This is a genomic window from Methanobrevibacter sp. (genome assembly GCF_045114555.1).
In the GTDB taxonomy this organism is placed as follows: domain Archaea; phylum Methanobacteriota; class Methanobacteria; order Methanobacteriales; family Methanobacteriaceae; genus Methanobrevibacter.
This window is the reverse complement of the sequence record NZ_JBGUKT010000030.1, coordinates 55,728-73,180: the sequence shown is the minus strand read 5'-3', so window position 1 is coordinate 73,180 and position 17,453 is coordinate 55,728. Positions and strand designations below refer to the sequence as shown.

General features: G+C 30.7%; 18 protein-coding genes, 1 tRNA gene and 1 other RNA gene. 18 read left to right on the top strand and 2 right to left on the bottom strand.

What is annotated here, in order from left to right; translation table 11 throughout:
- Nucleotides 1-71 precede the first annotated feature (71 nt).
- The 7 genes from ACJMLB_RS07410 (at nt 72) to xseB (ending at nt 5,069) form a co-directional block, all read left to right on the top strand.
- Nucleotides 72-254, top strand: a complete 183-nt coding sequence (locus ACJMLB_RS07410; protein ID WP_405324876.1) for a zinc ribbon domain-containing protein — start codon at nt 72-74, stop codon at nt 252-254.
- Entirely contained in the window at nt 254-724 is a 471-nt protein-coding gene (locus tag ACJMLB_RS07405; protein WP_405324874.1) for a hypothetical protein, read from the top strand. The genes ACJMLB_RS07410 and ACJMLB_RS07405 overlap by 1 nt, the downstream gene beginning before the upstream one ends.
- Nucleotides 725-887: 163 nt before the next feature.
- Entirely contained in the window at nt 888-1,139 is a 252-nt protein-coding gene (locus ACJMLB_RS07400) for a hypothetical protein (protein ID WP_405324872.1), read from the top strand.
- Nucleotides 1,140-1,298: 159 nt separating this feature from the next.
- Nucleotides 1,299-2,144, top strand: coding sequence for a potassium channel family protein (locus tag ACJMLB_RS07395; RefSeq protein ID WP_405324870.1), 846 nt, complete (start codon nt 1,299-1,301; stop codon nt 2,142-2,144).
- Nucleotides 2,145-2,302: 158 nt separating this feature from the next.
- Nucleotides 2,303-2,866 carry a hypothetical protein gene (locus tag ACJMLB_RS07390; RefSeq protein WP_405324868.1) on the top strand — a complete coding sequence of 188 codons (564 nt, stop codon included), beginning with the start codon at nt 2,303-2,305 and terminating at the stop codon, nt 2,864-2,866.
- 672 nt (nt 2,867-3,538) lie between these two features.
- Entirely contained in the window at nt 3,539-4,795 is a 1,257-nt protein-coding gene (xseA, locus tag ACJMLB_RS07385; RefSeq protein WP_405324866.1) for an exodeoxyribonuclease VII large subunit, read from the top strand.
- A gap of 43 nt (nt 4,796-4,838) precedes the next feature.
- A complete protein-coding gene (gene xseB / locus ACJMLB_RS07380) occupies nt 4,839-5,069 on the top strand; it encodes an exodeoxyribonuclease VII small subunit (RefSeq protein ID WP_405324864.1) in 231 nt (76 codons plus the stop codon).
- Nucleotides 5,070-5,173: 104 nt separating this feature from the next.
- Here xseB and ACJMLB_RS07375 read toward each other — a convergent pair whose 3' ends face one another.
- On the bottom strand, nt 5,174-5,908 hold the full coding sequence (locus tag ACJMLB_RS07375) for an archaeosine tRNA-ribosyltransferase (RefSeq protein WP_295604821.1): 735 nt from the start codon (nt 5,906-5,908) through the stop codon (nt 5,174-5,176).
- A gap of 265 nt (nt 5,909-6,173) precedes the next feature.
- Between ACJMLB_RS07375 and ACJMLB_RS07370 the strand changes: the two genes are divergently transcribed.
- From ACJMLB_RS07370 to ACJMLB_RS07325, 10 genes are all read left to right on the top strand, one after another.
- Nucleotides 6,174-6,617, top strand: coding sequence for a MarR family winged helix-turn-helix transcriptional regulator (locus ACJMLB_RS07370; protein ID WP_405324862.1), 444 nt, complete (start codon nt 6,174-6,176; stop codon nt 6,615-6,617).
- Nucleotides 6,618-6,927: 310 nt separating this feature from the next.
- Nucleotides 6,928-7,854: a CoB--CoM heterodisulfide reductase subunit C gene (gene hdrC / locus ACJMLB_RS07365; protein ID WP_405324860.1), complete on the top strand. Its 927-nt coding sequence runs from the start codon at nt 6,928-6,930 to the stop codon at nt 7,852-7,854.
- 22 nt (nt 7,855-7,876) lie between these two features.
- Nucleotides 7,877-8,761 (top strand): CoB--CoM heterodisulfide reductase subunit B, encoded by an 885-nt coding sequence (gene hdrB, locus ACJMLB_RS07360; protein ID WP_405324858.1) that lies wholly within the window; start codon nt 7,877-7,879, stop codon nt 8,759-8,761.
- Between the two features lie 362 nt (nt 8,762-9,123).
- Nucleotides 9,124-9,393, top strand: a complete 270-nt coding sequence (locus ACJMLB_RS07355; RefSeq protein WP_292787875.1) for a DUF749 domain-containing protein — start codon at nt 9,124-9,126, stop codon at nt 9,391-9,393.
- The gene (locus tag ACJMLB_RS07350) at nt 9,390-9,917 is read left to right on the top strand and encodes a DUF2096 domain-containing protein (protein WP_405324856.1); all 528 of its coding nucleotides are present in this window, start codon (nt 9,390-9,392) and stop codon (nt 9,915-9,917) included. The genes ACJMLB_RS07355 and ACJMLB_RS07350 overlap by 4 nt, the downstream gene beginning before the upstream one ends.
- 102 nt (nt 9,918-10,019) lie before the next feature.
- On the top strand, nt 10,020-10,739 hold the full coding sequence (locus ACJMLB_RS07345; RefSeq protein WP_405324854.1) for a metallophosphoesterase: 720 nt from the start codon (nt 10,020-10,022) through the stop codon (nt 10,737-10,739).
- 399 nt (nt 10,740-11,138) lie between these two features.
- Nucleotides 11,139-12,056, top strand: coding sequence for a 2-phosphoglycerate kinase (locus tag ACJMLB_RS07340; protein WP_405324852.1), 918 nt, complete (start codon nt 11,139-11,141; stop codon nt 12,054-12,056).
- On the top strand, nt 12,034-12,435 hold the full coding sequence (locus ACJMLB_RS07335; RefSeq protein WP_405324850.1) for a CBS domain-containing protein: 402 nt from the start codon (nt 12,034-12,036) through the stop codon (nt 12,433-12,435). The genes ACJMLB_RS07340 and ACJMLB_RS07335 overlap by 23 nt, the downstream gene beginning before the upstream one ends.
- Nucleotides 12,436-12,766: 331 nt before the next feature.
- Nucleotides 12,767-13,080, top strand: an RNA gene (ffs, locus tag ACJMLB_RS07330) — signal recognition particle sRNA.
- A gap of 144 nt (nt 13,081-13,224) precedes the next feature.
- Nucleotides 13,225-13,308 (top strand) — tRNA-Ser (locus ACJMLB_RS07325).
- A gap of 159 nt (nt 13,309-13,467) precedes the next feature.
- On the opposite strand, the gene ACJMLB_RS07320 is transcribed toward ACJMLB_RS07325, so the two are convergent.
- Nucleotides 13,468-15,072, bottom strand: coding sequence for a transglutaminase domain-containing protein (locus ACJMLB_RS07320; RefSeq protein ID WP_296855518.1), 1,605 nt, complete (start codon nt 15,070-15,072; stop codon nt 13,468-13,470).
- 403 nt (nt 15,073-15,475) lie between these two features.
- Here ACJMLB_RS07320 and ACJMLB_RS07315 point away from each other — a divergent pair, with 403 nt between their 5' ends.
- Entirely contained in the window at nt 15,476-17,284 is a 1,809-nt protein-coding gene (locus ACJMLB_RS07315; RefSeq protein ID WP_405324847.1) for a radical SAM protein, read from the top strand.
- The last annotated feature ends 169 nt before the right edge of the window (nt 17,285-17,453 follow it).

The window sequence follows — 17,453 nt, the reverse complement described above, 5'->3', positions numbered from 1 at the left end:
ATTTTTAATAAAATCTATTATCCCTAACTTTTATATGTAAGTATGTATAAGTAAAATACGGGGATGATAAAATGAAATGTCCATTTTGTGGTGAAAATGTAAACAATGGAGACTTGATCTGCCCACATTGTGGAGCTGATTTAAGCTCCTTCGATGAGGATTGTCCATTTTGTGGAGCACTTGTGGATAGTGCTGAAATTGTTTGTCCTCTTTGTGGAGCTGACTTATATGAATATTGGTATGGTGAACGCTAATGGATAGGAAAGACATAATAATCATAATTCTCTCACTCATAATAATAGCGCTTCTAGCTGTTGGCGCATATAATCAAGCTAGAGAAGAGCAGATAATATACCACACTGTAAACATAACAGATACATTTTCATTGGATGTTCCAATATCTGACAATGTGACAAAGACACAAGTAAGTCCAGATATGCATATTGTGAATGATTCCCAAAATGGAATCGAGATAACATCATTCAATATGGGAAATGAATCTACATTTGACCTGATAGAGGATGGGTCCCAATACATATACACACAGGAATCATATAAGCTTGGAGCTGAACAGATCACCTTGTCCAATCATACCGTATGGTACAATAGAAAGGACAACAATTACATTGCATTCTTTTCTCCAGAGAAGACAAATGACAATGTAATAATTGTATGCAAGGACAATGAAACCATGGCTCGCATGATTTCAACTGTAAAATATTAACTTCTTTTTTTATTTTTTTAAATTATATTAAAATCAAATTCAAACTTTTTTTAAATTACTTTTCACATGCTCTTGTTTTTCATTTATAAGCAATCAAATCCAACTTTAATTTACATATGGTTAACTTTTTTTAAAATGGGTTAATTTATTTAGGAGGCTTTTTATGAGAAGAATAGATGAATTAACTGCAGAAATCAACGAATCCACTCTTGAACTTCAAAGAATCAAAGATCAAATGAGCAGGCAATTCAAGGAAATCTGGAAACTTCAATGCAAGAAGGACATGGGGCATGATTATGATAATGACAGATATGAATCATTGATGTATAATCATAAGCTGCTCCAAATGAAAAGAAGGCAATTGATTACCCATATCAATTATTTAAACAAGGAGTTTTTTGAAATTTTAGTTTAAATCAATATTTTGTTCAGCGAGTTTTCAATTTAAAATCAATATTTTGTGCAGCAATTTTTCAATTTAAAATTAATATTTTGTTCATTGGTCTTTCAATTCCATAAAACAATAATTTATTTATCTATCTTAAAATAGAATAATAATAAGGAAGTGAAAGATTTGAATTATATTGAAAAGCTGGATGCAACTCTCACAATACTGGTCATTATAGACATTTTGCTTATATTATTGTCTGTCCTATTTAACTTAAGCACTCGGTATGTGTCTTTTATTTTGCTCTTTGACACAATACTTTGTATTATCTTAATAATCAATTTCATAATGAAAATGCGCCGTGAGAGAAATAAAAAGCTTTTCTTTAATAATAACTGGCTGGATCTTTTCGCATCATTGCCTCTTGGAGTACTGGCTTTGCCTTTCCTATCCCTCACATTATACACTTATCCAATGATTATACTAGTTAGAACCTTAAGATTGATTCTATTATTAAAGCTATTTTCAAAGTTCTTTAAAAGATTTATGGAATCCACTTACCTGGATAAGATCATGGCTGTTTTCATAGTCATAATTCTAGGTTCAACCTTGGCATTATATTACTTTGAACCGAATGTGGGAGACATCTTTGATGCTCTATGGTATGTGTTCCAGACAATAACTACCGTGGGATATGGGGACATAATTCCATCAAGCCCTATAGGCAAGTTTGTTGGTCTGCTTCTTCTTGTGGCTGGTGTGCTGATGTTTTCAATATTCACTGCAAGCTTTTCATATGTCTTCACTGAAAAGGTATTCAGGCAGGAAAACGATGAATTCAATAAAAAGATGAATTTCCTTAAGGACAATTTATATAATACAAAGGTATCAATTGATGAAATCAGGGAAAATGCATCTTCCAACAATGAGGATTTGGAATTAATCAATAAAAGGTTGGATAAATTGGAAGAAAACACTGATAATTTATCAAAGAGTATGGATTACATAATAGAAATTATTGGGAAAAAGTAATTGTTTTGTTTAAATCTAAGAATTGCATAATTAAATTAATCAATTGATATAAATTATATAATTTAATTAATTATTATTTCATTTATTTTGCATCAAATTTTAGGGTCATAAAATGAATGATTTTTACAATGGTTTACATTAAGTTTTAGGGTCATAAAATGAATGATTTTCACAAGATAGCAAATGAAATTGCAAGGATTCCTGATGAAAACCGGTCTTGGGAAGAGAGGTTAAATGAATTAGTCAAATTCAGGGCTTATCTTAAAGAGTATTATGGTTCATACAATGACGACTATGTCTCTTTTTTGGAAAAAATAGGAGATGAAAAGGATTTGGAAGACAAATACATTTTGGAATATGACTTCAAGAAGGAAGTTTTAAGCAAGGACTATAATCTGGATGGATTGAATTACCTTCTTGTAAATATCCTATTCAAATACAAATTGACTATTGGAGACTATAATGAATATGTGAATCTGCTTAAGGAAAAGTATGATGTGGAACTTAAGGCAGATTGGGAGAAAATACTCTCAGAAAAAGATTTGGATTTGCTTGAAGCCTTAAGTTTGCTCAGCTTTATTCAAAGATCTGACTATTGGGATTATGAGCATATGCCTCTTTCCTATGCTATTTTTGATGGAACTGTTGATAATATTCTAGAATCAATTGAAAATCATATTGATAAGGAAAACATAGAGTTTTTAGAGATTTTTGTAAAATAATTACTTTTTTTAATTTGACTATAATATTCTTATTAAACTGTATTTTACTAAATAACTTTAATATTACTTTTATTTTAGAAAATAAGTCTTTAAAATTTGTTATATTTATTAATAAAGTCTAATAAATCTAATTTTGGGTTTTTGCCACCTAAAAAAATTATTTGGTCAAAACTTTTAGGGGGTGATACAATTAAAAGGGACTATAAACTGGTTTTAGATTTCGTCTTAGAAATTTTAAAAATAGTTTTATTATTCTTAGCTTAGATGTATTGCCTTGTAGAACTTTATAAAAAAATTTAGGTTAAAATTTTTCCTTAGGTGGCTTTTTCATCCCTTTCTCATATTTGATTATAATATTGATTTTAGTTTTTAGAAAAACTTTATATAATATCAAATTAATATTATAATTGAAAAGGATTTATTTCCTTTAAAATACAAAACCTAAAAGTTTTGGCCGAATAAATTGTTATTTGAATTCTTTTTAGAATTCATTTAACTTTTTATAAATAATTTACTATTTTTAACTTTTTTTAAGCATTTTTAACTTATTTTCAAATAGCATAATTTCATTTTTAACAAACTTATTATAACATTAAAAAAATAACTATAAGATAGCAAATATTTATAAACAATCAAATGTATAAACTTTGTATTAAAATATGGGGTTATGTAATGGAAGAGGAATATATTTCAGTATCAGAGCTTACAGACAATATAAAAAGATTGATCAATTCAGACCCTAATTTGAAAAATGTCTGTGTAAGGGGAGAGATATCTGGTTTTAAGCGTGCTTCATCAGGCCATTGCTATTTTAATCTGAAGGATGAGAATAGTGTGATTCCTGCAGTGATGTTCTATGGCCCTGCTTCCAGACTAAAATTTGAACCTGAAAACGGCATGAATGTTTTGGTTAGAGGATATGTGGATGTTTATAAATCACGTGGAAACTATCAATTGTACGCTCAAAGGATTACTGAAGATGGATTAGGTGAATTGCATATTGCATTTGAGCAATTAAAGAAGGAACTGGAAAGCAAGGGCTATTTTGATGAAGATTTGAAAAAGCCAATACCTAAGTTTCCTAAAAAGGTAGGGGTTGTCACTGCTGCTACTGGAGCAGCCATTAGGGATATTGTAACAACAATAAAGAGAAGATGGCCTTTATGCGAAATCATTTTATTCCCATCTCTCGTTCAAGGAAATTTGGCAGCGAACAATATTGTAAGGCAAATATTTGTTGCTGACAATGAATTTGAGCTGGACACTCTTATTGTAGGGAGAGGTGGAGGAAGCATAGAGGATTTATGGGCATTTAATGAAAGGATTGTTGCAAAGGCAATACTTGCATGTAAAACTCCTGTAATAAGTGCGGTAGGACATGAAATCGATTGGACCATTGCAGACTATGTTGCAGATAAGAGGGCAGCAACTCCAACTGCCGCTGCAGAAATTGCTGTTCCGGACATTAGAGAGATAAGTTCAAAAGTGGATGATTTTAATTCAAGAGCAAACAATGTGATGGCCAAGCAACTAAATGATAATCTTGATAAATTCGAAAGGATAAAAAATAGGCCTTTATTCAAGAATCCATATATGATTCATGAAAGGAAAGTGATGGATTTGGATTTTATTAAAGGTAGATTAGTCTCTTCTTCAAAAGAAATGATTCATTCAAATCAAATGAGATTATCTAAAGTCAAGAGTTCTAATGTTTTTAGAGATCCCCAATCAATTTTAGATGAGAAAACCAATACCTTATCAAGGAATATTGATAAATTAAAGGTTTTAAATCCTTTATTGACCATACAAAGAGGATATGCAGTGGCAAGATCTAATGGAAGGGTAGTGTCTTATGCAAAAGACTTAAATAAAGATGATGAAGTGGAACTTCAATTCAAGGATGGCAAAGTGAATACAAGAGTTTTATAATTTTAGAATTGATATTAAAAAAGATTAAATCAAAGGTGATATGATGGTAGAAGAAAAGGAAAATTTTAGCTTTGAGGAAAAATTGGCAGAATTGGAAAAAATCGTGAACAACTTGGAAACAGGTGAAGTTTCTTTAGATGATGCAATAGAGGAGTTTAAGAAAGCAATGGTTTTAGTCAAGGAATGTGACGAAAAACTAAACAGTGCACAGGAAGCTATTGCAAAAATAGTGAGTAATAATAAAGAAGTAGTTGATTTTGAAATAAAAGAATAATTTTTAAAAATAGAAATAAGAAGATATTAATCTTCTTTTTTTAATTTATTTTAACTTTTTTTAATAAACTTAAACGACACCTAATTAACATATTTTATAGATTTTTAATAGACTTGAGTATACTCCAATAAATACTCAGAGTAATTCTTATCAAGTATCCTTAGTGCAGAGGCATACTGTGGGCTTGTAGCAGACCTTTCCTCTACAAGGTTTCTCAAGCTGCTGTTTTTCATGTGTTCCCTAACTTCCCTTAAGACGAAGTCAATTGTAGTCTTATTGTATGCTTCAAGCTCTTCCCTACTCATTTCATAAAGATTGTAGCTTTCTAAATCATAGTTCTTGGTTGGGCTCATAAGCACATTGATATAACTGTAATACTCTCCTATGTCATCGAAGAAAGCATCCACTCCCATATATGCAAGAAGTGGGATGAATTGGGCTTCAGCAAATGGGAATATCAGATAACTGGATGGTTTCATGTTTTGCCTTAGTGCAACAATCAAGTCAACCAAATCCCTTGGATGAAGAAGGAGATCATCTGCATTTGCTATAATGAATCCATTGTATCCAAGTTCCTCAAGTTCCTTTAGGCATTTGATTCTCAAGTCAATGTACTTGCTTCCTTGTATGACAGCTATTTCCTTATCTTCAACTAGCTTTGCTTTTTCAATGGTTTGATTAACGCTCCACTGTGCTATTTCCTTTTCAACATCATAAGCTGAGGATTCATCATCAGCTATGGAAAAGTCATTCTTGTTGATTATTGCTGGAGTTTCCAAATCTCCAAGTTTCCCATATCTTCCAGGTCCGTCATGGCTTTTGATCTCAAATTGTTTCATTTTATCCTTGATTCCTTAATTTTTAATGATTCAATTAATTATCTATATCTTTTTATAATTAATGTTTTTGTAAGTTTTCTTAGATTTTTTTATTATTTCGCAATTGCACATACATTTAAAAATTTTTAAAATTTTTATCGCAATGTTTAAAATCAATACTTAATTAACTTAAATTGGGTAAACTTTTTATATATTAAAAAATAAATTATCTTTAATACATATTATATGCTTACTACAAAATGATTCCCTTAAAGGGGGGATTTTTATGAATGAAAATGAAACAATTGTTCCAGAACACATAAATTACTTAATGAACCTATTGAAAAGCTATGAACTGTTTTTTAGAAAAAACATGGAAAATTTGGATATTAACATTGGTGAAATACCAATCCTTATGGAAATTTATACAAATGAGGGCCTTAATCAAATAGACCTTGTAAGGCAGTTCCATGTGACTGAAGCTAATATAAGCAAAACAACTAAAAACCTATTGATTAAAGGTTTAATCACTAAAACTATTGATGCTGAAAACAACACTAAAAAAATATTATTGTTGACAGAAGATGGAAAAGAAGCTTGTCAAATTTTACTTGACATATTTGATCAATGGAAAGAAGCAATAAGGGGAGACCTTACTAGTGATGAGATGATTGCATTTTCCAAAACTTTGAAAAATCTTTCCGATAATTCAGCTGATTTATTATCTTAAAAAAGCTAATATTTCATTTAATTTTTCTAATTTTCTTATTTTATCTATTTTTTAATTAAATTCTATTTTTAAATTCATTATTTTCTATAGCTTTCATTTTATGAAAATCTATTTTTTTTAAATTTTCCTGATTTTTTATCTCTATTTTAATCGATTATTTTTTTAATTTAAGGCTAACCTAAACTTTATCAAATAGTGTAACCTTTTAGGTTACACTTTCAAAATTTTTCAAAACCTTTATATACTATTCTAATATAATTATAATTAAGGACGTGAGGTAAACCTATGATTGTCCTAGGTGTGTTTTTCAATGTCTGTGTTAGATACTCTTAAATCCCTCATTGGTAGGGCAAATAAAGATATAGAAGAGAATTTATCTAAAGAAGCAGAGTCTGTTGAAGAAGCTGCTGATGCTATACAGACATCTTCAGAAGAGGAAATTGAAATAAAATCTGATTCTGAAACTATTTCTGAAGAAGAAGTTGCTGAAGTACCTATAGAAGAAGCAGCTGAAGCTGAAGAAGAAGTTGAAGCTGAAGAGGCTCCTGTTGAAGAAGAAGCTGTTGAAGAAGCAGTTGAAGAGGTTCCTGAAGAGGAAGTTTCTTTAGATAATGACGATAAACTTTCAGAAGATGAAGCTCCTGAAGAGGAAGCTTCAGAAGAAAATGAAGAGAGCGATAATATGACTTTATTAAAAGAAAATGATATATATTCAATGGATGATATTGATAAAGAATTTACTCAAAAATTCGTTGATGCTGGAATTGAAACTGTAGACCACTGTTTCCAATGTGGTACCTGTGGTGGAGGATGTCCTTCTGGTAGAAGAACTCCTTACAGAGTAAGACAAATTGTAAGAAAATGTTTATTAGGACTCAAAGAAGAAGTAATTTCTGATCCTGCATTATGGATGTGTACCACCTGTTACACCTGCCAAGAAAGATGTCCTAGAAGTGTAAAAATCGTAGACATCATCAAAATGGCACGTAACGAAGCAGCTAAAGCTGGATACATGGCAGATGCTCACAAAGCAACTGGTTCCTATGTAATTAAATTTGGTCACGGTGTACCAATTAACGACAAAACCAAAGAATTAAGAAAAGCTATTGGACTTGACGAATTACCTCCAACTGTACATGCTTTCCCTGAAGCATTAGAAGAAGTACAAAAAATCTGTGCAGCATGTGAATTCGATAAATTAATCGGTTTCAACATGGAAACTGGAGAATTAGAATAAACATATTGAAGGAGTTATTATTATGGAGATTGCATATTTCTTAGGTTGTATTATGAACAACCGTTATCCTGGTATCGAAAAAGCAACTAGAATCTTATTCGATAAATTAGACATTGAATTAAAAGACATGGAAGGAGCTTCTTGTTGTCCTGCACCTGGTGTATTCGGATCCTTTGACCAAACCACTTGGGCAACTATTGCAGCACGTAACCTCGCTATTGCAGAAGAAATGGGTGCGGAAATTATGACCGAATGTAACGGTTGTTTCGGTTCCTTACGTGAATGTGACCACTTATTAAAAGAAAACCCAGCTAAAAAAGAAGAAATTAACGCTATTTTAGCTGAAACCACTGACAAACAATACAAAGGTGAAACTAAAGTAAGACACATGGCGGAAATTTTATACAATGACGTAGGTCTTGACAAATTATCTGAAATGTTCACCAAAGATTTAGGTATTAATGTAGCTGTACACTACGGATGCCACTTCTTAAAACCTACCGCAGAAGTAGGTATTGAAGAATCTGCAGAAAACCCAACTATCTTAGATGAATTAGTAGAAATCACTGGTGCTAAATCTGTACCTTACAAAAACAAAATGATGTGCTGTGGTGCAGGTGGAGGTTTAAGAGCTAGAGATATTGACGTAACCTTAAGTTACACCAAAGAAAAACTCGATGCTATGGCTGAAGCTGGTGTAGATGCTATTGTAGAAGTTTGTCCATTCTGTCACTTACAATTCGATGTAGGTCAAACTGAAGTAAACGCAAAATACGGAACTGACTTCGCATTCCCTGTAATGCACTTAGCTCAATTATACGGATTAGCTATGGGATTAAGCGCAGACGAATTAACTTTCGACGCACAATTAATCGACGCAACTCCAGTTCTCGAAAAATTAGAATAAGTAGTTTAATTACTACTTATCATTTTCTTTTTTTTTAAACAATTTTTTTAGTTCGTATATTTACTAATTATTTTAATTATTTTACTAATTATTCAAACTACTATTTTTTAAATTTTATTTGCCCATGTGATCAAAAATTATTAGTATATTACTAAACTGATTTAATAAAATTGAATTATTACATTGTATAAAAATTATTAGTATAATAATAAACTATATTAATTACTATAACTAAAAATATATTCATATAATTTAATAATATGAAAATTATATGAGATTTGGATAATATTAAACTAGTTTTGCTGGTATGATTACTGGTCTCACTAGAAGATTTTAATAAATTAAGAATTTGGAGAAATAATATGTTTATTGCAATTTTAGGCGGAATATTTAAATTTAAAGACCTTCCTGAAGAATACGGTCCTTATGTACAATTTAAAGCAGCTATTGAAGGTAGAGATGAAATTGATGATAATGATGAAATCGCTATTTTAGACATTACCGGCACTGGTAGTCATCATGTTCTCTTTTTAGACAAATACAATAATCTTAATGAAATCAAAAGAGAGTTAAGAGAAGCAGACGCAAAAGTTAATGTTACTACCTTAAAAATATTGGAAGGACATTTATGAGTACATTGCCTATAGAACAATCCTGGTTAGTTATCGCTAACCTTTCTTCTGAGTTACACAAGAAAGGCATTCCAATTCCAAAGGAATTGAATAAGGACTTAGGTTTGGTAAAATCTCAAATTGGGTTTTATAAGAAAGACCCTTCTCATCCAGATATGATTAATGAGATGGCTAAAGCGGATATGTCCTTAAATGAAATTCAAGGAGTATTGCTATCTATTGCAGAAAGTTATGACAAGGACTTTTATGAGGAATGGTTAGATAAGCTTCAAAGAGCAAATAGGGGAGAAGAGATCTTTAAGATTTCAGATACCCAATCTAGATTCATTCAAAATGTTCCTCCAGGATTATCATATGCAAAGATTACTTTAAGAAATCCAATTGCAGAGGATAGAGTGCAGGAAATAGCTGAATATTATGGACTTATAATGGAATTTGACACCGATTCAACAATAGCATTGTATGGTGAAAAATCAAATATCCAATTGGCTTTAAAGGAAATGGCTCCATTTTTCGCTGAATAAACATAATGATAAAAAAATATTCTTTTTTTTAAATTTATTTTTTTATAATAATAAATGATATAATTATTTTTTTGAATTTTAAAGTTTTAAGGACGTTTTAAAATGAAAATTTTAGCAATTAGTGATGTACACGGTAAAAAGAGTGAAAGCTTAATCAATTACTTAAAACAAAATGATGATATTTCTTTAGTATTGATTGCTGGAGATATTACAGATTTCAGCATTACTGAATTTGAACCTTTAAGTTTTGTAAAACCATTCATCGATGAAATTGTTGAAGAATGTAATGTGGATGTATTTGCAATTCCAGGTAATTGTGACCCTGCAGGAATCTGTAATGCAATTAAGGAAAGCGGTCCTGACGAAAGGCCTGCATTCTGTTTGCATGATCAATTGATCGCTTATGAAAATGTAGTTATCATGGGTTATGGAGGATCCAATCCTACTCCATTCGACACTCCTGGAGAAATTGATGATGACAAGATTTATCGCCATGTATATGAGCTTTTAGCTGAATATGACTATATTGGAAACGATGAAGTTCCTAGAGTAACCATTTTACTTACTCATGCACCTCCATATGACACTAAAGCGGATACCATTGAAAGTGGAGCTCATGTAGGAAGTCAAGGTGTTAAAAAGCCTATTCATGAATTCCAGCCTAACATAAACATCTGTGGTCATGTACACGAAGCATGTTCCATTGATATGGTGGGAAATACCACTGTTGCAAACCCTGGAAGACTTGAAGATGGACATGCAGTTTTAATCGAAGTAGATGAAAACGCTATGTACACTATAGGAATTGTTTCCTTGGAGTAAATTTACTCCTTTTTCTTTTTTTATTATTTTAAACTTTTTTACTATTTTTTACTATTTTTAAATTATCTTTAATTATTTTTAGACTATTTTTCACTATTTTCACTATTTTTAAATTATATTTAATTTTAGATTATTTTTCACTATTTTTTACTATTTTTAAAATTCAAATTTTTCATACAAAAATCAAATATAAAAATTTATAAAATGTTAATAGTAAATATTATTAATAATTAAAGACATATCTATATTTTCAAAATTTAACTATTTTTGCTTTTATTTAGTATTGGCTTTAAATTAAATGATTTATGGCTTATTTTTCAATTTATTAGTTAATTAATAGTTAAATGGAGAAAAGACAATCTATAATTCTTTGCATTATGTCAATTAAGGTGTGATTTTATGATTCTAGTTCGCAGAGAACTCAAAGGGAAAGTCTATACGGAACCTTTTTCAAAAGGGATTCTATCACGAACTCTTATTCGTGCAGAATTAAATCCCAGCAGAGCTTATGAAATAGCTAATAAGATAGAATCAGATTTGATAGAAAATGATATTTTTTCAATTTCCACCGAAGATATAGTTAAAAGAATTGTAGATTTATTGGAGGAAGAAGATCCTTTAATTGCTGAGAATTATCTGAATTGGAGAAAGATACGGAAGACAGATGCTCCACTAATCATTTTAATTGGTGGTGTTTCTGGTGTCGGAACTTCATCCATATCATATGAGATATCCAGAAAACTGGGTATTGAAAGTATGATGAATACTGATATGATTAGGGAAGTAATGCGTAAGATTGTATCTAAGGAATTAAGCCCTGTAATCCATCAATCCTCATTCATTGCTCATGAAGCCTTAAGAGTGGCTCCTCCACCTGAATTCGATTATGTTTTGGCAGGTTTTAAAGATCATGTTGGAACAGTAAGCGTTGGTGTTGAAGCCGTTATTGAAAGGGCATTGACTGAAGGAATAAGCATTATCATTGAGGGAGTGCATATAGTTCCGGGATTTATCCGTAAGGACTTGATGGAAAAGGATAATGTTTTGATGTTTGTATTGTCTCTTGAAGATGAGGAAATGCATAAAAGCAGACTTTATTCACGTTGCAGTGATGGCTGGGCCCATAGGTCCCTTCAGAAGTATTTGGATAACTTCGATGCAATTAGAAAAATCCAAATGTATATTAAAGACCAAGGAAATAAGGAAGGAGTTCCCGTAATTGAAAATATAGACAGAATAACAACTATAGATTTTATAATTAATTCAATCGCTGAAACTTATGGAGGTTTGAATAATGTTAGAAAAGACAAAAGTTAAAGATTTAATGACAAAAGATGTTTTAACAGTTGAATGTGAAGAAGCAACTGTTTTCGCTTTTGAAAAGTTAATGAAGCATAAGATAAGTGCAATGCCTGTTGTTGACAATGGAAAAATGGTTGGTATCGTAACTGCTACAGACTTAGGTCATAACTTGATTTTAGATAATTATCAATATGGTACCAAAGTGAAATCCGCTATGGTTAAGGATGTTGCATGTGTGTCTTCTGAAGATACCATTAAAGATGCAGTATCTGTAATGTTTGATAAGGCTCCTGGAGATAGCATTATTAACCAATTGCCTGTTGTTGATGATGGTGAGCTTGTAGGTATCATATCAGATGGGGATATTATTAAGATATTAAAAGAATACTTATAATTTCTTTTTTGTTTATTTCCTTATTTTAATTATATTTCTATTTCTTCTTATCTTTAATTAATTCTATTTTTATAAATTCTATTTTATCAATCCTATTTTATTAATTCTATTTTTATTAATTCTATTTTATCAATCCTATTTTATTAATCATATTTTTATCAATTTCATTATTCTAATTCAATTTTTTTAATCTATTTTTCGCTGTTTTAGTGTCAATTTTATTTTAATTTTTATAAGACTCCCATTATGCTACTGTTTTTTTAAATAAAGCCATTTTAATTGAAATATTTTTTAATTAATAAACTTTATATAAGATTAATATAATATATTATAATTGGCTAGACTGGAGGGTTAGGAGTCCTCTGTAAGCACAAATCTCCTTTGGTGCAGTCGAAATGAAGGAGGCGGCATTTGGAGCCAATCATGGCCTGTGAAGCTGATGTCGAAGCCTCGTCCTGCAGGATCAATGGTGTCAGGGATATTACTGGAGGGTAATATTTAATTGGCTTTATTGTGGGAACGTGTCAGGCCTGGAAAGGAGCAGCTCTACCGCTTACAGCTGATGCTTGTAGAACCGCGGGGTGGAGTTAGTTTTTCAGATAACTATGCTTGATGAAGGATGTCCACTCCTTTATGTGCCACTTAAATGACTTTTTTTAATATTTTTAATCAATTCGACTAAAGATAAAAATATCTAATTCTTAAAAAGAAAAAGTTTATATAATAAGTAAATATAAAATAGTAATGTTGTATTTTATACACAAGTTTATAACTTTTTTTTAATTTATAGTCGGGATGGCCCAGCCTGGTACGGCGTCGGACTGCTAATCCGATGATCAATAGATCGCCGGGGTTCAAATCCCCGTCCCGGCGCTTTTTTAAACTTTTTTTATTTCTATTATTTTAAAAAAACTTTCAATTATTTTAACAGAACTATTTTAAATAAATTTTTATTAAAAAAATAAGAGTTTTAATCAATTATTATGCTTAATAATCAATTAAAACTTAAGATTAATATTTTTAACAGGAGATCTAAAAGTTTATGGAACTGAACTGCCCATATAACTTATAGTTTTTTGTATTCCAATTTTTTATTTTTCCCAAACTGTTCCTATGGCTTGTTGTATCTGCAACCACCCATTTATTGTTTATATACATTTGAGTCCATATGTGGCCGGAAACATAGCCATTGCTAAACTTGCAATTGCCTCCCTTGACATATCTTGCAGGAATTCCTGACGCTCTTGATAATGCAATCAATAAATGGCTTTGGTCAACACAATTGCCTTTTTTTGTTTGTAGAGTCTTTACAGCACCTCTTCGAGTGTTTCGATATTTTTTGTATTGGATGTTGTCACGGACCCAATTGAATAGCTTTTTGCCCTTTTCATAATCTGATTTGAGTTTGGATGTAAGTGTTTTGGCCAAATCCTGAATAGATTTATTCTTCACTTGGCAGTTTTTACTGCTTGAAAGATATTTCATTAAGGATTCAGTAATTGAAGCCTTATTCGAATTCACTGTCTTAGTTTTAGCCTTTGAAACGCTAGATTTTGTTTTATTTGTTTTAGCTTTGCTTGCAGTGGATTTCTTACTTGTTGCCTTTGTTGCATTTTTAGCAGAAACCTTGACATTGACTGTTGATTTTCCATTTATGTCAACATTGATTTTGCTGGTATTTAACTTAAGGTTAGCCTCATCAGATTTGGTCAGATCCAATTGGTATTTGCTGGGATCCAGTCTATAGAGAATATTATTTAAAATATTATTGATGCTATTTAGAGTCCTTTCAACTAAACTGGAATTTTTTGAAGACTTATCATCTTTATTGGGTGCTGTATTTGTTGTTGTGTTCCTTGTTTTATTTGTATTGGTCTTTACAATATTACTTGTGGTTTTATTCACTGTTTTGTTTGCTGTTTGTTTTTTTATTTTTACACTAGCATTTGAGGGGTTTTTGGTTTTATTCCTATTTAATTTAGAATTTATTTTATCCAAATCCAGATCATCAAGCCTTATTGAGTTAGGCAATCTATTGTTCTTATTGAAATAATCTAGACATTTGCTGTATGAAAGAATCAATTGATTGTAAGGAATGTTTCCCTTTGATGATGAAACCCAATTTGGGGCTCTTTTGTTTTTATCGATAAATTTTCTGGTTTTGCTGGCTATCTTGACATACTCTGTCTTGTTCAAAGTTCCTTTTACAGATTTTGAATTTGTATTATTGTATCTTTTAACTAAATTCCTCTTTATTTCAATCTTTGAATTTGAGTTGTTTTCAACAGCCTTCGTCATCAGATACAAGTATTCTGTATTTGAATAATTCTTATTGCTGATTTTCACTTTAGGGAATTTTCCATTCTTTTCCACATGGTTCATAAAGCTTGTAGATGTTTTTGCCAATGTTTTCCTATTAATTGTTGTTGTATTCGCTTTTGTTTTGCTTGTGCTTATTTTATTATTGCTTGTTTTCTTTGTAGAATTTGCTTTGGCTTTTATGCTAATATTCTTATCAGTTGCATTTTTGCTTAAAGAGCATGATTTAAGAATCTTCTCATCCAAATCATCAGAATCATTTACACTTTGAGCGCTGATGCTGCTTATGCTAAAAAATAGCACTACAAGTAAAGCCAAAATAATCATTTTGCTTCTAATGTTAACACCTCATTTTTCTTTATTCTCCTCCTTTTATTCTCTAAACTATCTTTAAAATAACTGTTTTTTATTTTAAGGATTAGTTAATTCTTATTTAACTTTTTTAATTTAAATATATTTTCTAAATGTGATTTTGTGCAATATCACAGTTTTATTTCCATAAAAAAGCTTATATATTACTTATATTCTGATATAAATATGAAAATGAGATTTAAATTTACCTTATGGTTATTAAATTGATTTTATTTCGTAAATTTGATTTAAAAAAAGATAGAAGTTAGATTTTATTCAATGTTCAAAGCCATAGTAAAATTTATTATATTTGTATAAACAAACTTTATATTGATTTTAATAAAAACAAGTATTTTACAAGGATTAAAGCATGTTTAAAGAAAGAAATATAATTATAAAAAATCCACTTAGGGCAGATATACGTTTTGGGTTAGTCTATCCCAACGTCTATAAAACTGCAATGAGTTCCTTAGGCTATCAGATTATTTATAATTATATCAATGAAAGGGAGGATACATACTCTGAAAGAATAATCTATCCTTCTACAAGAAGTTTGGAGACAAACAGTCCATTGGCTGACTTTGACATTGTCTCATTTTCCCTTCAATATGAACAGGACTATTTCCATGTATTGGAAATCTTGAGGGAAGCGGGTATTCCACTCAGAAGGGAAGACAGGACATCTGATGATCCTTTAATCATTGCTGGTGGTCCTTGCGCTAGTGCTAACCCATTGCCATTATCTGACTTTATTGATATTTTTGTTGTTGGAGAGGCTGAAGCTGTTCTGTACGACTTTTTGGATTTGTATTCCTCATTGAACCTGTCTAAAAAGAGTAAAAAGGATAAAAGCAATAAAAGTAATTGGAGCAATAGAACCAATATAAGCAATAAAATCAATAAAAATGATGAATTCATAGATTATGAAAAAATTGATTTGTCTCCCTTTTTAGACATTGAAGGTTTATACATTCCTGAATTCAACAATCAAACAAATATAGTGCTATCAGAGAATATGGAAAGCATATATCATTTAACTTGTCCAATCGTTACAGAAACCGATGATAAGGATTTCATTCCGGCATTTTCAAATTCCATTCTATTGAATGTTTCAAGGGCATGTACAAGGGGATGCAGATTCTGCATGTCCAGCTATTTATACAGGCCTCTTAGGGAAACTGATTTGAATGATCTTTTTTCAATTGCTGAAGAAGCTAGAGAAAATACCGGATTGAATAAGATATCATTGATTGGTGCAGCTGTATCTGATTACTCCAGAATAAATGAATTGACAGAAGGATTGGAGGAAAGGGGCTTTCAGGTATCAACCCCCTCCATGAGAATTGAATCAATTACAAGGGAAACCTTGACTGCCCTTAAGTCAAGCGGATTGAAGACATTGACAATAGCTCCTGAATCAATTTATTCCCTAAGGCGCAGAATCAATAAGGACATCAAGGATGAGGAAGTACTTAGGGTAATAAGTGATGCTGTTGAACTAGGTTTTAATATTAAATTATATTTTTTAATCGGTTTGCCCTATGAGTCCGAAGATGATATTAAAGAACTTGCAAACATGATGAAGCAAATTGATTCTATGAAGTATGAAATTGATTCAAATTCAGTATCTTCAATTAAATTAAACGATAATTCAATTAAATCAATGTCTAATTCATTATCAGAAAATGATAGTCTTTCAAGCGAATCAAAATCCAAAAAATCCAAGAAAAATGATAAAAGAATCAAGTCTAGAAGAAAACCTAAAGTTTCAATCAGCTTCAGTGTCAATCCTGTCATTCCAAAGCCACATACCCCTCTTCAATGGGAAAGTTATGACATGAAGGAAATCAAGTCAAAGATAAAGTATCTCAAAAAGAATCTAAAGGGATTGGACATTAAGTTTGACAGTGCTAAGATGGGACTCATACAATATGTTCTATCCTGTGGAGACAAGGATATTGGAAACCTGATTGAAAGGTCCTTAAATGAGAAGATAAGTATTCGTGAGTGGGCTCAAAATGCTCCAAGTTATGATTTGGATGATGAATTGCCATGGGATTCAATAGATGTAAGTGTAAGCAAGGAGTTTCTAAAATCAGAATATGAAAAGATAAAGACAAGTGAGCAAACTCCATGGTGTGAAGATGGCCCATGCTACAATTGTGGAGCTTGCAATTAAATTTAAGTAAATTAAATATATAAAATATTAATTCCAATATAATAATGTAAATATAGAATTTATAGTTAATGTAATTATAGAATTTATTTTTCAATTGTTTATTTCATAACAATTCAATATTTGATTCAAAAATTATTTTATATTGCTTATTATCAATTATTTTTATTTT

Coding starts and splice junctions, on each gene's coding strand:
- ACJMLB_RS07410 (WP_405324876.1), top strand. CDS start 72: ATGAAATGTCCATTTTGTGGTGAAAATGTAAACAATGGAGACTTGATC.
- ACJMLB_RS07405 (WP_405324874.1), top strand. CDS start 254: ATGGATAGGAAAGACATAATAATCATAATTCTCTCACTCATAATAATA.
- ACJMLB_RS07400 (WP_405324872.1), top strand. CDS start 888: ATGAGAAGAATAGATGAATTAACTGCAGAAATCAACGAATCCACTCTT.
- ACJMLB_RS07390 (WP_405324868.1), top strand. CDS start 2,303: ATGAATGATTTTCACAAGATAGCAAATGAAATTGCAAGGATTCCTGAT.
- xseA (WP_405324866.1), top strand. CDS start 3,539: ATGGAAGAGGAATATATTTCAGTATCAGAGCTTACAGACAATATAAAA.
- xseB (WP_405324864.1), top strand. CDS start 4,839: ATGGTAGAAGAAAAGGAAAATTTTAGCTTTGAGGAAAAATTGGCAGAA.
- ACJMLB_RS07375 (WP_295604821.1), bottom strand. CDS start 5,908: ATGAAACAATTTGAGATCAAAAGCCATGACGGACCTGGAAGATATGGG.
- ACJMLB_RS07370 (WP_405324862.1), top strand. CDS start 6,174: ATGAATGAAAATGAAACAATTGTTCCAGAACACATAAATTACTTAATG.
- hdrC (WP_405324860.1), top strand. CDS start 6,928: ATGTCTGTGTTAGATACTCTTAAATCCCTCATTGGTAGGGCAAATAAA.
- hdrB (WP_405324858.1), top strand. CDS start 7,877: ATGGAGATTGCATATTTCTTAGGTTGTATTATGAACAACCGTTATCCT.
- ACJMLB_RS07355 (WP_292787875.1), top strand. CDS start 9,124: ATGTTTATTGCAATTTTAGGCGGAATATTTAAATTTAAAGACCTTCCT.
- ACJMLB_RS07350 (WP_405324856.1), top strand. CDS start 9,390: ATGAGTACATTGCCTATAGAACAATCCTGGTTAGTTATCGCTAACCTT.
- ACJMLB_RS07345 (WP_405324854.1), top strand. CDS start 10,020: ATGAAAATTTTAGCAATTAGTGATGTACACGGTAAAAAGAGTGAAAGC.
- ACJMLB_RS07340 (WP_405324852.1), top strand. CDS start 11,139: ATGATTCTAGTTCGCAGAGAACTCAAAGGGAAAGTCTATACGGAACCT.
- ACJMLB_RS07335 (WP_405324850.1), top strand. CDS start 12,034: ATGTTAGAAAAGACAAAAGTTAAAGATTTAATGACAAAAGATGTTTTA.
- ACJMLB_RS07315 (WP_405324847.1), top strand. CDS start 15,476: ATGTTTAAAGAAAGAAATATAATTATAAAAAATCCACTTAGGGCAGAT.